This window comes from Porphyromonas macacae DSM 20710 = JCM 13914, from assembly GCF_000379945.1.
GTDB classification, from domain to species: domain Bacteria; phylum Bacteroidota; class Bacteroidia; order Bacteroidales; family Porphyromonadaceae; genus Porphyromonas; species Porphyromonas macacae.
The window spans coordinates 25,556-40,966 of record NZ_KB904128.1; the positions used below are offsets into that span (position 1 = coordinate 25,556).

General features: G+C 41.0%; 12 protein-coding genes, 2 tRNA genes and 1 pseudogene. 4 read left to right on the forward strand and 11 right to left on the reverse strand.

What is annotated here, in order from left to right; all coding sequences use genetic code 11:
• Positions 1 to 14 precede the first annotated feature (14 nt).
• From aroC to A3GI_RS0104415, 9 genes are all read right to left on the reverse strand, one after another.
• Positions 15 to 1,088 carry a chorismate synthase gene (aroC, locus tag A3GI_RS0104375; RefSeq protein ID WP_018360264.1) on the reverse strand — a complete coding sequence of 358 codons (1,074 nt, stop codon included), beginning with the start codon at positions 1,086 to 1,088 and terminating at the stop codon, positions 15 to 17.
• A 116-nt stretch (positions 1,089 to 1,204) separates the two neighbouring features.
• Positions 1,205 to 1,789, reverse strand: coding sequence for an FKBP-type peptidyl-prolyl cis-trans isomerase (locus A3GI_RS0104380; protein ID WP_018360265.1), 585 nt, complete (start codon positions 1,787 to 1,789; stop codon positions 1,205 to 1,207).
• Positions 1,790 to 1,844: 55 nt separating this feature from the next.
• Complete coding sequence (locus A3GI_RS0104385; RefSeq protein ID WP_147277721.1) at positions 1,845 to 2,204, reverse strand: hypothetical protein; 360 nt, start codon at positions 2,202 to 2,204, stop codon at positions 1,845 to 1,847.
• Between the two features lie 120 nt (positions 2,205 to 2,324).
• On the reverse strand, positions 2,325 to 2,717 hold the full coding sequence (locus A3GI_RS0104390; protein WP_018360267.1) for a hypothetical protein: 393 nt from the start codon (positions 2,715 to 2,717) through the stop codon (positions 2,325 to 2,327).
• Between the two features lie 61 nt (positions 2,718 to 2,778).
• Entirely contained in the window at positions 2,779 to 3,360 is a 582-nt protein-coding gene (locus A3GI_RS0104395) for an RNA polymerase sigma factor (protein ID WP_018360268.1), read from the reverse strand.
• Positions 3,361 to 3,657: 297 nt separating this feature from the next.
• Complete coding sequence (gene rpiB, locus A3GI_RS0104400) at positions 3,658 to 4,098, reverse strand: ribose 5-phosphate isomerase B (protein WP_018360269.1); 441 nt, start codon at positions 4,096 to 4,098, stop codon at positions 3,658 to 3,660.
• Positions 4,099 to 4,113: 15 nt separating this feature from the next.
• A complete protein-coding gene (locus A3GI_RS0104405; RefSeq protein ID WP_025079586.1) occupies positions 4,114 to 6,156 on the reverse strand; it encodes a transketolase family protein in 2,043 nt (680 codons plus the stop codon).
• 237 nt (positions 6,157 to 6,393) lie between these two features.
• A tRNA-Cys gene (locus A3GI_RS0104410) sits at positions 6,394 to 6,464 on the reverse strand.
• Positions 6,465 to 6,634: 170 nt separating this feature from the next.
• A complete protein-coding gene (locus tag A3GI_RS0104415; RefSeq protein WP_018360272.1) occupies positions 6,635 to 7,816 on the reverse strand; it encodes a proline dehydrogenase family protein in 1,182 nt (393 codons plus the stop codon).
• A gap of 777 nt (positions 7,817 to 8,593) precedes the next feature.
• On the opposite strand from A3GI_RS0104415, the gene A3GI_RS0104425 reads away from it, so the two are divergent.
• From A3GI_RS0104425 to A3GI_RS11165, 3 genes are all read left to right on the forward strand, one after another.
• Complete coding sequence (locus A3GI_RS0104425) at positions 8,594 to 9,724, forward strand: ISAs1 family transposase (RefSeq protein ID WP_025079585.1); 1,131 nt, start codon at positions 8,594 to 8,596, stop codon at positions 9,722 to 9,724.
• A gap of 114 nt (positions 9,725 to 9,838) precedes the next feature.
• Complete coding sequence (locus tag A3GI_RS0104430; protein ID WP_115087391.1) at positions 9,839 to 11,905, forward strand: hypothetical protein; 2,067 nt, start codon at positions 9,839 to 9,841, stop codon at positions 11,903 to 11,905.
• Positions 11,906 to 11,998: 93 nt separating this feature from the next.
• Complete coding sequence (locus A3GI_RS11165) at positions 11,999 to 13,636, forward strand: S41 family peptidase (RefSeq protein ID WP_081612802.1); 1,638 nt, start codon at positions 11,999 to 12,001, stop codon at positions 13,634 to 13,636.
• 92 nt (positions 13,637 to 13,728) lie between these two features.
• Here A3GI_RS11165 and A3GI_RS0104440 read toward each other — a convergent pair.
• Together A3GI_RS0104440 and A3GI_RS0104445 are read right to left on the reverse strand one after the other, a co-directional pair.
• Positions 13,729 to 13,810, reverse strand: a tRNA-Leu gene (locus A3GI_RS0104440).
• 308 nt (positions 13,811 to 14,118) lie between these two features.
• Entirely contained in the window at positions 14,119 to 14,961 is an 843-nt protein-coding gene (locus A3GI_RS0104445) for a hypothetical protein (RefSeq protein ID WP_026215935.1), read from the reverse strand.
• A gap of 265 nt (positions 14,962 to 15,226) precedes the next feature.
• Between A3GI_RS0104445 and A3GI_RS11785 the strand changes: the two are divergent.
• Positions 15,227 to 15,411: pseudogene (locus A3GI_RS11785) on the forward strand (IS5/IS1182 family transposase); the annotation flags it as partial.

Below are 15,411 nucleotides of genomic sequence, written 5' to 3' on the forward strand. Positions count from 1 at the left end.
TATACTGAATATTGTCAATAAAAATATTCCGACGATTTGGCCAATAGATATAAGTCTGCCAAAACCAAAGCTGCCATAGCCTCCACAACAGGGACAGCCCGGGGGACAACACAGGGATCATGCCGTCCTGCACATTCCAACACAGCGTTTTGCATGTGAGCATCAATAGTCCGCTGTGCTTTTCCTATTGTCGGCACCGGTTTGAAAACAACCCTGAAAAAAAGATCCTGACCCGTAGATATTCCACCCAAAGTTCCACCAAAATGATTACTCGAAAAGGTAACAGTACCCGAATGGGCCGTTATACTGCCATTCACTTCTGAACCTTGTTTTACAGCAATCCCAAAGCCGTCGCCCATCTCAAATCCTTTGGCTGCATTGATACTCATCATGGCTGAAGCCAATCTGGCAGGCAGTTTATCGTAAACCGGTTCTCCCCAGCCGGCCGGAACTCCTTTGACAATACAGGAAACAACCCCACCTATACTGTCACCTTCGTTCTTAACCTTCTTTATCAATTGCTTCATTGCTTCTGTGGCTTTTTCGTCCGGACATCTCACAATAGAATCTTCCACTGAATCTCTATCAGGAACAATATCGTTGGGTACAGACACAGACCCTATGGATGAAGCATAAGCCAAAATGTCGACCTTATTACCTAAAAGTTGTTTGGCTATCGCTCCGGCAACTACACGTACAACCGTTTCTCTGGCAGAAGAACGCCCCCCTCCCGGCTGAGGTTTAATACCATATTTCTGGAAATAAGTATAATCTGCATGCCCCGGTCTGAATACTTCTGTCATACAGCTGTAATCAGCACTATGCACATCTTCATTACGAATGATAAATGCAATAGGAGCTCCCGTTGTCTTTCCGTCTACGATTCCGGAAAGCCATTCAATCTCGTCGGTTTCTTTACGCGAAGTCATGAATTCGGATTGCCCCGGGCTGCGCATCTGCACCGCATGTTTTATCTGATCAAAGTCCAAAGGCAAACCAGCAGGACATCCATCAACAACACCTCCGAGTGCAATGCCATGAGATTCTCCGAATGAAGTCAACCTGAACAATCGGCCGAATGTATTCATAATGCTGCAAAATCCTTATTTATGAAATACGAGGCCGCCCAAAGTCTCCGACTTTTGAGGCAGCCTCGTATTTTTGCTTCAATATCCAGTATAAATATAACCGAAAGCTTTATTTATTACCGGCATTCGCCACCACAGCAACTTCCGGTATTTTCATCGCCGCAACCACAACCACAACTGCTGCCTTCTTCATCGCCGCAACCACAGCCACAGGAAGAACCGCCGATAAAGTCTTGTATCTCTTCTGCCGTAGCTTCATGAACATCAACAATTTCACCTACGAAATGTAAATCTTCACCAGCCAGCGGATGATTAAAATCCATAATCACTGCATCGTCTTTTACTTCCAAAACATTGCCTTGAAGAACCTGTCCGTCAGCGGTACGCATAGGAACCATATTGCCTTCTGCGACAATTTCACTGTCAAACTCGCCGGATTCATTCTTAAAAACTTCTTTTGGCAATTCAATAACAGCATCTTCATTTACTTCACCATAGGCATCGACCACAGGTAAAACAAAATCGAACTTATCACCGACAGATAAACCGAAGAGATTTTTTTCAAAAGCGGGCAACATCATATTCATGCCCTGAATATATTTGAGAGGTGCTTCTTTAGGAGCATGTTCCATCAATTCCTGCTCTTCGCCTACAAATAACTCATAGGTGCAAGCAACAAATTTATTAGGAGAAATAGTCATATACAAAATATTAAATTAATAACGAACAAAGATAACACAATAAAAGGAGTATAAATTATTTATCTGAATTTTCGGCACGATGTTTTTTCATATATTCACCCGCGAACTTCCGGTTGACATGTGGTAAACGCACAGCTTTCTCCATAGGTAAAATCTCTTTACATTTCTTTATGAACTCTTTCTCCAACTCGGCCTCTTTAATCTTATTATCAGCAACCTTTTCCATATACCTGCCCATTTCGGCCTCGGTTATGCTCGGATCATTATTTCTGATACGTTTATGCATTTCAGCTGTCGAACGCCACAGTTCAAAACGTTTCTCATCCAGTTCCTGCATAACAGGCATCAGATCATTAGCCTCTTTTTCTGTAAGATTAAGTTCTTTCACAAAGAAATCACGTTTCAATTGCATCATTTCCTTGCGAGTTTTTTGAGAATGAAATACTTCAAAATGCAAATCATTAGCCAAAGAGGAACTTAACACAAAGAAAAAAGTTAGTGCGATATACAGACTCTTTTTCATTAGAAATATTTATTAAAGGTCACTTAAATTCAATTCTTCACTGACCAGTTCGGAACATTGGTCATAAAAATACTCCATATACAAGGAATCCAAGTTTACAGAAGACTCGGCTCCGGCACGAAGAACAACACGATTATCCTCGTGTACACTCAATCGGTTACTCTGCCATTTAAGCAATTGGAAAGCACCCAGAGTAAATATAAATGCAGCTGCCATATATAAGACAGGCTTAAGACGCATAAACAAGGAAATCTTCACCGGTGTATCCTCAGTGTGCACCATACCCGGCTCTTCCGGCAGAGTATTCATGATATTGTCGACCAAGTCATCAAAATAATTCTCCGGCACAGAATAGTGCTTCATGCTTTCTTTCGAGTCTTTTATGCGTAAATCTTTTTCATTCATTATTTCCGTGCTTTATAACTTTCCACACTCAAAAATATAGACAACAAACACTGCGAGAAGTTTAATCCTCGGGAACAAGAAATCTCTCCAACTTTTTCACCGCATGATGATATGAGGCCTTCAGAGCTCCCTCCGATGTACCCGTGATTGCCGAAATCTGATCATACGGTAACTCATCATAATATCTTAATTGGAATACCAGCCGCTGCTTTTCGGGCAATTCGTTTATGGCAGCTTGAAAGTCTCTTTCTGCAGTATCTCCATCAAAATAGGGATCCGCCTCCAGACGTTCCATCAAATAGGCATTTTCATCATTCAAAGATAATCGGTTTTCATTCTCCTTCTTTTGTTTGTTCAGAAAATTCAATGCCTCATACAAAGCTATACGATATAACCATGTGGAAATCTTGGCGTCGCCTCTGAAACCGCCGATTGCTCCCCAGGCCTTCAAGAAAGTTTGCTGCACCAGGTCATTGGTATCCTCGTGATCATAAACCATGCGTCGTATCTGCCAATAGATACGCTCACTGTAAAGTTTCACTATTATACCGAAAGCCTGACGTGTCTTTTGCGGATCGATGAGCATCTTCTGCAGTTGCTCATCTGTCAATTGGTCTGCCGGTATCGTTATTGTATCTCCCATTTAAGAGCACTTTATAAGATCAAATATCTTTAGAAAGATAATCATTATCCATAACTTATACACTTTCAGAGACATGTCCTTATTCTAAACATATCCGTTCATCCTCCTCCTGCACAAAGGAAAAGAATCCGAAGATTAAGCCAAGCCGGCGGCATACACCACAGCTTATCTAAATCTTTCGGATCCTAAGGTAACAGGTTCAGAAAAGCCGGTAACAAAATACATTTACCCAACCGGCTCAATCATCATACTTTTATGCAGATATGCAGATGTTATCAAGAAAGTATGCCAATATTTTTAATGTATGGGTATCTTCTGAACTCTATTCGTATGCCGTCCGCCTTCAAAAGGCGTATCCAGAAAAGCATCCACCATTTCTTCGGCAGTATTTTCCGAAACAAACCTTCCGGGAATAGACAAAACATTGGCATCGTTATGAGCACGCCCAAGCATAGCCAACTCTTTATCCCAGCAAAGCGCAGCTCTAACTTTAGGATACTTATTCAAAGTCATGGAAATACCATTACCCGACCCACAAACAGCAATACCTGCGGACAATTCGCCCCGCTCGATAGAACGTCCCAATAAATGGGCAAAATCGGGATAGTCGCACCGCTCTTCCGAGTATGTGCCAAAATCCTTATATCGCAAACCTTTCTTGTCCAAATAATTTTTCACATGCTCCTTCATCTCGTAACCTGCATGATCGCAGCAAAGGCCTATCGTTTGTTTTTCCATAGATAAAAATATGAATCACTGTTTATTCAACATTTTCAGCACCAATTCACGTACATGTTCTGCCGTAAAACCCAATTTTTCATCCAAAACTTTATACGGAGCAGAAAAGCCAAAAGAGTTAAGCCCCCAAATCATTCCGTTTTCACCGACTAACCCCAGAAGATTTACCGGTAATCCGGCAGTTAATCCAAAACGTTTGATTCCTTTCGGCAAAACCTGATCTCTGTAAGCCTTTTCCTGAATAGAGAAAACTCCTTCAGAAGGCACGGAAACGATCTGTACCTTTTTGCCGTCTTTGCGAAGAAGTTCGGCCCCGGCAACCAAAGTGCTGACCTCAGATCCGGTAGCTACCATCACGACATCGGGATTTTCATCTTTCATCACAATATATGCACCTCTTTTGGCCTGCAAAGACTGTTGATAATGACTCTCAAAAGATGAGTTCAGAGGCAGGTCTTTGATATTCTGACGAGAAAAAATAAGCCCCGTAGGAGTTTTTGTATTCTCCATGGCCATTTGCCAGGCAACGGTTGTCTCATACACGTCAGCCGGACGCAAAACCAACATACTGTTTCCTCCGCTGTGGTTTTGTAATTTTTCCATCAAACGTATTTGAGCTTCCTGTTCCACCGGTTCATGAGTAGGCCCATCCTCTCCAACGCGGAAAGCATCATGCGTCCAGATAAACTTAACAGGCAGCTCCATGAGCGCAGCCATACGAATGGCCGGTTTCATATAATCGGAAAAAACAAAGAACGTTCCGCAGGCCGGAATCACTCCTCCATGCAATGCCATACCGATACAAAGACAAGCCATTGTAAACTCACATACACCGGGTTGCAGGAAAGCTCCGCTAAAATCATCACGGGTAAGCATCTTTGTTTTCTTCAAAAAACCATCAGTTTTATCAGAATTGGAAAGGTCAGCAGAAGCTACAATCATATTTTCAACCTTCCCGGCCAATACTCCAAGGACTGTGGCAGAAGCTGCCCGTGTCGCCTGATCGGATTTCTGTTGAATGGCAGCCCAATCGATATGAGGAACTTCATTGGAAAACCAATCTGCCATCTTGGCTGCCAATTCCTGATGATCGGCTTTCCATTTCAACTCTTCATCACGACGTTTCGACATCAACTCGTTCAAATGAGAAAGACGAGCATCGTACATAGCTTTAACTTCAGGGAAGATAACGAACGGATCTTCAGGATTACCTCCCATATTTTCAATAGTCTTTTTTATACAAGCTCCGGCTGCAGTCAGCGGTTGCCCATGCGTGGATACCAGATTCTCAAACGATTCGCCATTATTGCCGTAAGCACCCTTTCCCATAACAGTATGTCCGATAATCAATACCGGTTTGCATGCAGTGGCTTTAGCCTCACGCAGTGCAGAGCGTATTTCCTCCGTATCATTACCATCGATGTCAATCACATGCCAACCCCATGCCTTATATTTCATGGCAATATCTTCACTGTTCACTTCCTCAACCGTAGTAGAGAGCTGAATATTATTGGCATCATAAAACATAATCAGATTATCCAATCCCAAATGCCCCGCAATACGGCCTGCCCCCTGAGATACTTCTTCCTGAATACCGCCATCAGAGACATAGGCATAAATCGTTTGACTCATCACCCATCCCAAACGCTGTTGCAGAAATTTGGCAGCAATGGCTGCACCTACAGCATAAGTATGTCCCTGCCCCAGCGGACCGCTGGTATTCTCTACCCCACGTTTTACATCTCGTTCGGGATGACCGGGTGTCACACTACCCCATTGACGGAAGTTTTTCAAATCTTCCATCGAATATTTACCAATCATAGCTAACTGGCTGTAAAGCATCGGAGACATGTGCCCCGGATCGAGGAAAAAGCGATCGCGTCCTTCCCATTCAGGATTCTCAGGATCAAAAATTAAAAATTCGGAAAAAAGGACATTGATAAAATCAGCTCCTCCCATGGCACCACCCGGATGGCCGCTCTTTGCTCGTTCAACCATAGATGCCGCTAATATCCGTATGTTATCAGCAGCTTTCAGCATTAGCTTGTTGTCGTTCATTGTAATGATATTATTAGATTTATTCGATATACTCAAGTAACAGAAGAAGCCGTTTATTGCCATGATGCAATAGACAACACATGGGCAACCGTTATTTGCAAACAAATATACAAATAAATAGATGGAGCAAAGGAAGATTGAAGCAAACAATAAAACTCTATATGCGAAGGCTTCGGGAAGAAGAAACCGATAAAAACAAAAATCCTCCAAACTTCTTTCAGTTTAGAGGATTCTGAGAGGTACCTGGCGGAATCGAACCGCCGTAGACGGTTTTGCAGACCGGTGCCTAACCACTCGGCCAAGGTACCATTTCCCATTTGCGATTGCAAAGATAGTAAACTTATTGTAGTAAACAAATTTCATTTATGCACATTTCATCAATCGAATAGAGAATAAATAAACAACCCTGATTTAGCCTTAAAATCAGAGATTTGATTTATATCGAATAATTATGTGCTTTCTGCTTCCTTATGAACAACTATTTTTTGTTCAATCTTTCATTTTTTCTTCTTTCAAGTTCCACGCGAATAAGCTGCAACTCCCGTGAGGTTTGCCCTTTGATAGCTGTATTTTCCTCAGCACGCCTGATGAGATAAGGAAGAACTTTATCAACCGGAGCATAAGGCAGATATTTGGTTACGTTGTAACCTGCTTTGGCCAGATTAAATGAAAGGTTATCGCTCATGCCGTACAATTGAGCAAAAAATATACGTTTGTCGCCGGAAGCGATTCCTAAACTTTGAATTTTTTCTGCAACCAACCGGCAGCTCGCCTCATTATGTGTTCCGATAAAAAGTTCGAAACGGTCTATTCTCTCAAGGACAAAACTTACACCTTTGTTGTAATTCTCATCCGTAGCCTGTTTATCTTTACAAATCGGGTCCGGATAATTCTCCTGCCGTGACAGCATTCGCTCTTCTTCCATATATGCCCCCCGAACAAATTTGATTCCGGGAATAAAACCTTGTTTTTGTGAGTTTTCGTCAATACGGTTCAAATAGGCAAGTCTATCATGCCGATACATCTGCAAAGTGGCAAAGACAACAGCTTTTTCTTTGTTGAACCTTGCCATGGCCTCATCGGAAAGTTCATCGATAATATCTTGATAAGCAACATGTTCGGCATCGACCAAAACGGGTATATCATTTTGATAAGCAATCTTACAAAGCTCGAAAAAACGGTTTTTGAAAGCATTAAACCGGATTTCCTCCTCCGCTGTCAAAGGTTGTTTCTTGCAATATTTCTTCAGGACATCCACGGGGCCTATTCCGCTGGCCTTAAAAACACCATGACTGATATGAGGATTGTTTTTGGCAAACATTAAAGAACGCACGGTTTCATTGTATGTTTCTTCAATATCTTTTTCAGTACTTCCCCCCTCGGCAGAATAGTCCAACACTGCTTTTACCTTACGCCGGCCTAATTTTTCAAGCGTTTTACGTGTGTTTTCCAGACTTTCGCCTCCTACGAAATGTTTATATATGGTGGGACGAAGAGCCCAACCTATAGGGAATTTTATACTCAAAGCGATATTCGATAATATTTTGCCGATTTTAACAAGGCTTGTGGATGCCATGGCCTTAAATAATATTTCGGCTTTTTTCAGATCTCGGTCCGATTTGCCTTCGAATGCTATATGAGTGTTAGAAAAGTCAATCATAAATTATTTTGAATTAAGTGATATAGAATTATAACAAGCAAAGAGAGAGGTGTGTTTGCATTCATTCTTTAATCGACAACTTTAACTGAGAATAATGCAAATTTTCTTAAAACCATGACGTGTTGACGTGTACTGAGTATGACGTGACGTGTACTGAAAAAAATCTGCCTGATGGTTGAAAATCCATCAGGCAAAGAAAAAAAATCCAAGTTAACTTCGTTGAAAATCCGTAGCGCTAAGAATTTTCAACGAGCAGGTACAGAATTTTTATTCTTTGCGCTATGGATTTTATTGTCCCTAAATTTTTCAGTACACGTCACGTCATACTCAGTACACGTCATCACACGTCACGTCATCGAAATCGTTCGCAAACAAACTTTACACTGCGGTACTTAAGTCGAATTCTCGTTAAAATGACTCCTCTATCTTTTATTGAATAGAAAACAAATGCAAAAAACAAACCTTCAAAAAGAGGGTAAACAGAATAAAAACTCAAAAATCAGACTTTTTAGAACCAAAAACTTAAAAAAATTCAAGATTTTTCTGCAAAGTATGTTGTATAACATAAAATTATGACTATATTTGCAATGTGTTTTTCATGGTATTAGATTTAAGGTTAACGAAAAAGATTGGTTGTCGGGAGACAACCAATTTTTGTTTTTACAGTCTAAAGCCAATCGCCATACAAGACTAAGCGGTCTGTAGAAAACGCCAGGGCTGACGCATTAAAAAAGCAGCTTTCTAAGTATTTTTATGGTCGTTAAAAGGGCGTTAGTTATGTATCAGTCTCTATTGGAAAGCCTCTGCATGGTCTCAGACCCACGGATAGATCGTAAAAAAGTTTATCCTCTTGACTTTTTACTCCTGATCGTTTTCCTCTCTACACTCTCAGGCAACACCTCTTGGTATGAGATTGAAGATTATGCCGAGGAATATGAGGAAGAATTGAAAAGCCTATACGAAAAGCTTACCGGTGATCGGCTTACGCATACCATGCCCTCTCATGATACCCTCAACAGGAGCATCAGTCTGTTGGATGTAGAAGCCTTTGAAGGGGCCTATAAGCGATGGATTGAAGGGTTTATCCCGGCCACTTCGGGTAAGCATATTTGCATTGATGGCAAGACGATGCGAGGTGTCAAGAAACTCTCTTTTGATACACAATCCCATGTCGTCTCTGCCTTTTCGCCTCAAGATATGTGCAGTCTTGCCCAACTCTACATCGACCGAAAAACAAACGAAATACCGGCTATACATCAACTTCTTCATTTGCTTGACTTGAACGGGGCTGTTGTCTCCATTGATGCCATAGGCACACAAACTGCCATTGCCGAACAAATTATCGATAAGGGCGGAGACTATGTATTGTGTGTTAAAGCGAATCAAAGTTTGAGTCTGCAAGAGATGGAAGCCTGTTTCTGCCCTCTGTTTCAGAAACATATCCTCCTTGACGAGCAGACGGAACTATCTCACGGACGCATAGAAACACGTCGCTATGAAAGTATTCTCAATCCCTTGGAGATAGAAGCCAACGAGGTATTAACTCGCTGGAAAGGCTTAAGGTCGATACACAGAGTTGTACGCAAACGAAGGGATAAAAAGAGCGACAAAACGAGTGAAGAAGTGGCCTGCTACATTTCGTCATTGACAGATCTTTCTTTATTGAAGCAGGCTATTCGTGGGCATTGGGCGATAGAGAACAAGTTGCATCACTGTTTGGATGTCTATTTCGGACACGATGCCTCGCACAAGAGAACGAAGAATGTGGCGCAGATTATGGATATCATTCAAAAGATTAATTTACTCATTATAGAGCGATTGAAGACGAATATGAAGTCTTCAATCCCTCGTATTCAGAAAAAACTTGCTCGAATGAAGCCACAACAACTAATGACAATACAATTTTAATGCGTCAGCCCTGTAGAAAACGCCGAAATCCGAACAAAAACACTCCGACTTTTCATATTATTTCGTATTCTTGTGATATAGAAAGACTTGACAACCTTATAAATGCGTAAAAACATGAATAAACTCTACAAAATTTTTCTTATTGTCGCCATGGCAATTGCAGCAGGTGCATGTGCCAGAGAAAACAGTAAAACAACAGAAAGGATGGATCAAAAGACGGTTATCTCTGCCAATGCTGTAAAAAACCTGATAAAAGAAATGACAGACAGTATAGGCAAAAGTCAGACATTACGTATCGAACGCGGCATCAAACAAACAGCCGGCCTGTGGAGAAAAGAAGACGGAGATGAATCTGCATGGACAGCATTCTGCAAAATGAATTTCATTGCCGATTCTATGCAACTGAACGATCTGTTTTCCTCTTTAGACCGGAATTTTGAAACACTTTTCGGTTTTTTCAACCGTATAGACTTAAAACTGAAAGAACGAATACATCTGGTGGGGCCGGAAGTAACCCCTATAGATGAACTTTTCGGAGGATACGATGTTTCTGCACACTTCCAGGATGATATGTACGACAGTAAAATCGGTTTAATTACCGCATTAAACTTTCCTTATTATACTCTTGAAGAAAAGACAAATCTGGGTAAGAATTGGAATACACGCCAATGGGCTTATGCCAGAATGGGTGACATGTTCAAAACACGTATTCCTGCAAACATAAAGCAAAACACATCGCAAACTTTGACTTCGGCGGACAACTACATCTCCAATTATAATATTTATATGGGTTGCCTGATTAATGACACAGGAGAACAGCTTTTCCCGAAAGATATGGCATTAATTACCCACTGGGGATTGAGAGATGAACTCAAATCGAATTATGGAGCAGTGGAAAGAGGCTTGGAGAAACAACGAATGGTGTACGAGGTGATGAAGCGTATCATCGACCAAAGCATTCCGTCTCAAGTTATCAATAGCAATAATTACCTCTGGAACCCTGTGACAAACAGAGTGCTTCAAAACGGTAAAGAAGTAGAAGGAATTGCTGAAGAAGATATACGCTATCAGGTGCTGTTGGACAACTTTATAGCTCTTAAAAAGGAGGATGTTTACTATCCCGATTCATCGACTTATATCCGCCGGGCTTTTGAACTGAACATGGAAATTCCACAAGAAGACGTGAGAGCACTGTTTGTGGAATTGGTATCTTCTCCGCAGATCAAACGTGTGGCATCGCTCATCAGCGAACGCTTGGGCAGACCGTTGGAACCATTCGATATCTGGTATAATGGTTTCACTCCGAAACCGCTTCCGGAAGAAAAACTTACAGCCATCACACAAAAACTATATCCGAACAACATGGCTCTAAAGGCTGACCTGCCCAATATATTGGTAAAACTGGGCTGGAAACCCGAACGGGCAAAAGAAATAGCCAGTCTGGTATCAGTCGATGCCGCCAGAGGCTCCGGACATGCGTGGGGGGCTCAGATGAAAAACGATCAGGCACACCTGCGCACACGTATACAGCCCACGGGTATGGATTACAAAGGTTACAACATTGCCATTCATGAATTCGGACATAATGTGGAACAAACGATTACCATGAACGATGTGCCTTACTTCGTTCTGAACGGAGTACCCAACACGGCATTTACGGAGGCCGTTGCATTCCTCTTTCAAAAACGCGATTTGGATTTACTGGGCATGACAAACAATGATGATCAGGACAAGGAAGATTTTATGGCACTGAAAGCAATTTGGGATTGTTATGAAATTATGGGAGTTTCGCTGGTAGATATGAAAGTTTGGGAATGGATGTACGCAAACCCCGGCTGCAATAAAACGGAATTGAAAGAGGCGGTCATAACAATAGCCAAAGAGGTTTGGAATAAATACTATGCGGATGTTTTGGGAGGCAAAGACCAGCCGCTTTTGGCAATCTATTCGCACATGATCGACAACCCGTTATATCTCCCCAATTATCCGATGGGGCATTTGATCGACTTCCAGTTGGAAGATCAGGTGAGAGGAAAAAATATAGCTGATGAACTGCAACGGATGTACATACAGGGACGACTCGTACCGCAAGTTTGGATGCAACGTGCCGTGGGTAAACCGATCGGCGTGGAACCGGTGTTGAAAGCTGTGGATAAGGCTCTAACCAAATTCGGCAAATAGTTTTATTGCCATACAAAGATTTTGAGGCTGTTCCCCTTGTAGATTTTCAGCAAACTCCGGAACAGCCTCATTTTAGATTAAATCAAGCACAAAATGAGAATGAAAAAATATTTCTTTCTGCTGCTAAGCTTGTTTTGCCTCATTATGCAAGGACAGAACAATCACGACTCCATATCGTCAGCCTCTTACTTGTCTGATTTTGATTTATTTACAAATTACTTGGAACAGACGCACCCGGATCCTTATACAGCCTTCGGCGGAAAAATCTATTTTAGGAAAACTGTACAGGAGATACGGGAACAAATAAAAAACATTCAATCTGTCGATGAATTCGAACAAATACTTAGAAATTTGCTTGTACGCTTAGAAGACGGGCATACATTTATTTACGCTTCTTCAAAGAAAAAGAATTTGTCTGTTCAAGCAAAATTTTTGCCTCTGACTTTCAAAACAGCCACCGACGGACTGTTCGTAGCGCGAACAACGGAAAATTACAAAAAGTACGTTGGATATAAACTGATCGCTGTCGACGGTATAACCACCGATTCATTGGCAAAACGAATGAGAGTCATCGCTCCGATAGAAAATAAATACGGTGCCTGGAATGTTTTGGAAAATGTCATCGCTCATCAAAAAGGAGCAGAAAAACTCCTCAAGAAAGAAAGGGTGGAGAATTTATGTCTGACCTTGCAAAACAGAGTAAATAATATCGAAAATATAACTGTAGAACTTGAAGAAAAATTCACATTCACCCCAATTTCTCAAGAAATGAATTTGAATGAAGGCAACGGGCTGTTAAGCTATCGGCTCTTACCGGATTGCAATGCAGCTTACTTCCGTTGGAATACCATCGCTTCCCGCGAAATATTTATCGAAGCTGATTCGACTGACAAAGAAACCAACCGGGCAATAAATTGGCTCTACGGCATAATGAAAAGACCAAAACCGAAAAACTTTACCGAAACAATCGATGGACTGCCCGAACTTTACGGTACATTTTACCGTATGCTTACGGAGATGAAAGAAAACAAACTGGAGTATCTGATTGTCGATTTACGCAAGAATGGTGGCGGAATGACACCGCTTTGTATGCCACTTCTCTATATGCTATACGGCAATGACTATCTAAACTACCACTCCGATGCCGAATATCATACTCTGATATCGCCTTTATTATTAAAAAAATACAAAACAACACTTGAGAAATTCAATCAAAAAGAGGGTAAGGATTATAAAATGGGCGATTATGTGTTTAGTCCTTTCTTTCCTTATAAAGATATTCCTCTATCCCAAAAACAAACAGATCTTTCACTTATATCATACGAAAACGGCACGGGCAAACAATACACCATAAACCTGAAAGGTCGTCCGGTATATCGTCCACACGTAATTGTTTTATCCTCTCCTGCGACATTTAGCGCAGCCTATCATTTTATGTATTTCCTAACCGAAATAGGCAATGCCACGATAATTGGAGTACCTTCGTCACAAGCGGGCAATACATATATGGAAAGCACACGGTTCGAATTGCCATATAGCGGAATAGCCGGCAGTATTTCAAATGCAATTCAAATCATGTTTCCCAACGACGAAGAAAAAGGAATTGTATTTATACCGACCTATCCGATGACAATAAATGATTATGCCAAATACAATTTTGTAGAAGATGCAGAAATTCTCTACTGTCTGGACCTAATCAAACAAGGCAAAATTTTACAAAAACAGCAGTAAAAAGTACGAACTTCAAATATCCGGCATTCAGAATCCTGGTAAAAAAGAAGAAGGTATGCCTTTTATTTTGACATACCTTCTTCTTATACAAGTGCGGCTGAAAGGACTCGAACCTTCACGGATTGCTCCACCAGATCCTAAGTCTGGCGTGGCTACCAATTACACCACAGCCGCAGTGTTTCTTCTAAAACGCCACAAAGTTAAATTTTTCTTTGAGAAAAACAATGTACTTATATCTCTTACACTGGATAGCATCTATCTCTATCGAAAGTTTCGAGCATAGAAAAAGAAGCTGTGTCAAAACTCCATTCTCCCTAAATCAACTGTCATTTGTAAAGAACAACCGCTATCAAAGAGCCAAAAACTCAATGATAGCGATTGTTTTATTTGATTAGAAAGGGTATTAACTATCGATATGAAAGGAAACTTCTCTCAATTCCATGTTTTACCCCCCTTTTCTACAAACAAAATATAGCTTTTTCTTACAAAATATTCGTAGATTGCTCTAACTCCATGTTCATCTCTGCCTGTTGCCCTTGAACATTCATTTCGCCACTCAAAGGCATTTTCAAATATTGAGATTTAACCATACCGCTTTTTCTGTCAACAGAAACAGTCATCTTGCCGTCGCCGGAAATAGTACTGCCCTGTATCTCCGCAACATTGGTAATCTTGTATTCAAGAACAAAATCCGTGTCTGTAATTTTCACTAATTTTCCGGTACCGGATATTTGATTCGCCCCTCCCATACCTAATTCCTGACGATAGCTAATTTTAAACTCTTCGCCTTGAGCAATGGGCTTTTGCGGCAAAAGGTTTCCAAAAGTAAGCGTGCTTTCGATTTGCTTAAGCAATTGCTTGCTTTGACCCGGCATAACTTCATTTATGGCTTTTTCCATATCGGCAGCATCTATCTTGCCGACAAGGACATTATATTTATTGGTTTTATATTTAACCGGTTTATTAATCATGGCAATTACGGGCTTATTCATCGCATTCGGAGCATCCGAAGAACTAATGCGTTGCTTCATACCCATCGTACTTACATCTGTAGTCACTTCACTCATATTATAAATCCAGTCAAAGGTGTCATTGACACGATCCTGACATTTATAATTGAATTTTGAGTTCATATTCATTTCTGTGTATACAGCTTGGCCGGCTATCTTGATGGTCATCGCCATTTTTATTTCACTTTTCATGTCAAAGTTTTCTCCCTTTTGCACTTTCAAAACAATATCATGTTTTTGTTGGGCATTAGCTGAAACGATAAAACCAAACAGTGCAAAAAATACCGAGAAAGTCAAAATTGTTTTTCTCATCATAAAAGAATTTTAATCGGTTAATACTCAATAATATTTTCGACAAAGCTACGCAAAATAAGTTTGTGTATTATTATCAAGAGAATTGTATTTTAATATTTTTGTCGAAACTGATTCCTCCTCAAAACAAAAAAGGGGCTGTGTCAAAATTCATTTTTGGGGCAGCCTCCTTTTTTATTCCTCATCCAACGACAAAGCCCCAACTTTCACAAGCTAGGGCTTCGTTCGTTCACTAAGTTTGAGTAACTTAGCAAATATCAATTACTTAATGAATACAAAGTTACACTTTCGTCCTTACATATCCGACCCCATCCTGCTATTTCCTGCAGAACTTGGTCAAGATATTGATGCCAATGACCCTGTGCGCCTGGTCAACAGCATTGTAGATTCGCTGAATTTAGAATCAATCCAAGGTCTCTATCGCGTTCGTGGGCGCAGTGCTTACCATCCGCG

Bases quoted from the DNA above. Each gene is read 5' to 3' on its own strand.
- aroC (WP_018360264.1), bottom strand. From the start codon at position 1,088: ATGAATACATTCGGCCGATTGTTCAGGTTGACTTCATTCGGAGAATCT.
- A3GI_RS0104380 (WP_018360265.1), bottom strand. From the start codon at position 1,789: ATGACTATTTCTCCTAATAAATTTGTTGCTTGCACCTATGAGTTATTT.
- A3GI_RS0104385 (WP_147277721.1), bottom strand. From the start codon at position 2,204: ATGATGCAATTGAAACGTGATTTCTTTGTGAAAGAACTTAATCTTACA.
- A3GI_RS0104390 (WP_018360267.1), bottom strand. From the start codon at position 2,717: ATGAATGAAAAAGATTTACGCATAAAAGACTCGAAAGAAAGCATGAAG.
- A3GI_RS0104395 (WP_018360268.1), bottom strand. From the start codon at position 3,360: ATGGGAGATACAATAACGATACCGGCAGACCAATTGACAGATGAGCAA.
- rpiB (WP_018360269.1), bottom strand. From the start codon at position 4,098: ATGGAAAAACAAACGATAGGCCTTTGCTGCGATCATGCAGGTTACGAG.
- A3GI_RS0104405 (WP_025079586.1), bottom strand. From the start codon at position 6,156: ATGAACGACAACAAGCTAATGCTGAAAGCTGCTGATAACATACGGATA.
- A3GI_RS0104415 (WP_018360272.1), bottom strand. From the start codon at position 7,816: ATGATTGACTTTTCTAACACTCATATAGCATTCGAAGGCAAATCGGAC.
- A3GI_RS0104425 (WP_025079585.1), top strand. From the start codon at position 8,594: ATGTATCAGTCTCTATTGGAAAGCCTCTGCATGGTCTCAGACCCACGG.
- A3GI_RS0104430 (WP_115087391.1), top strand. From the start codon at position 9,839: ATGAATAAACTCTACAAAATTTTTCTTATTGTCGCCATGGCAATTGCA.
- A3GI_RS11165 (WP_081612802.1), top strand. From the start codon at position 11,999: ATGAGAATGAAAAAATATTTCTTTCTGCTGCTAAGCTTGTTTTGCCTC.
- A3GI_RS0104445 (WP_026215935.1), bottom strand. From the start codon at position 14,961: ATGATGAGAAAAACAATTTTGACTTTCTCGGTATTTTTTGCACTGTTT.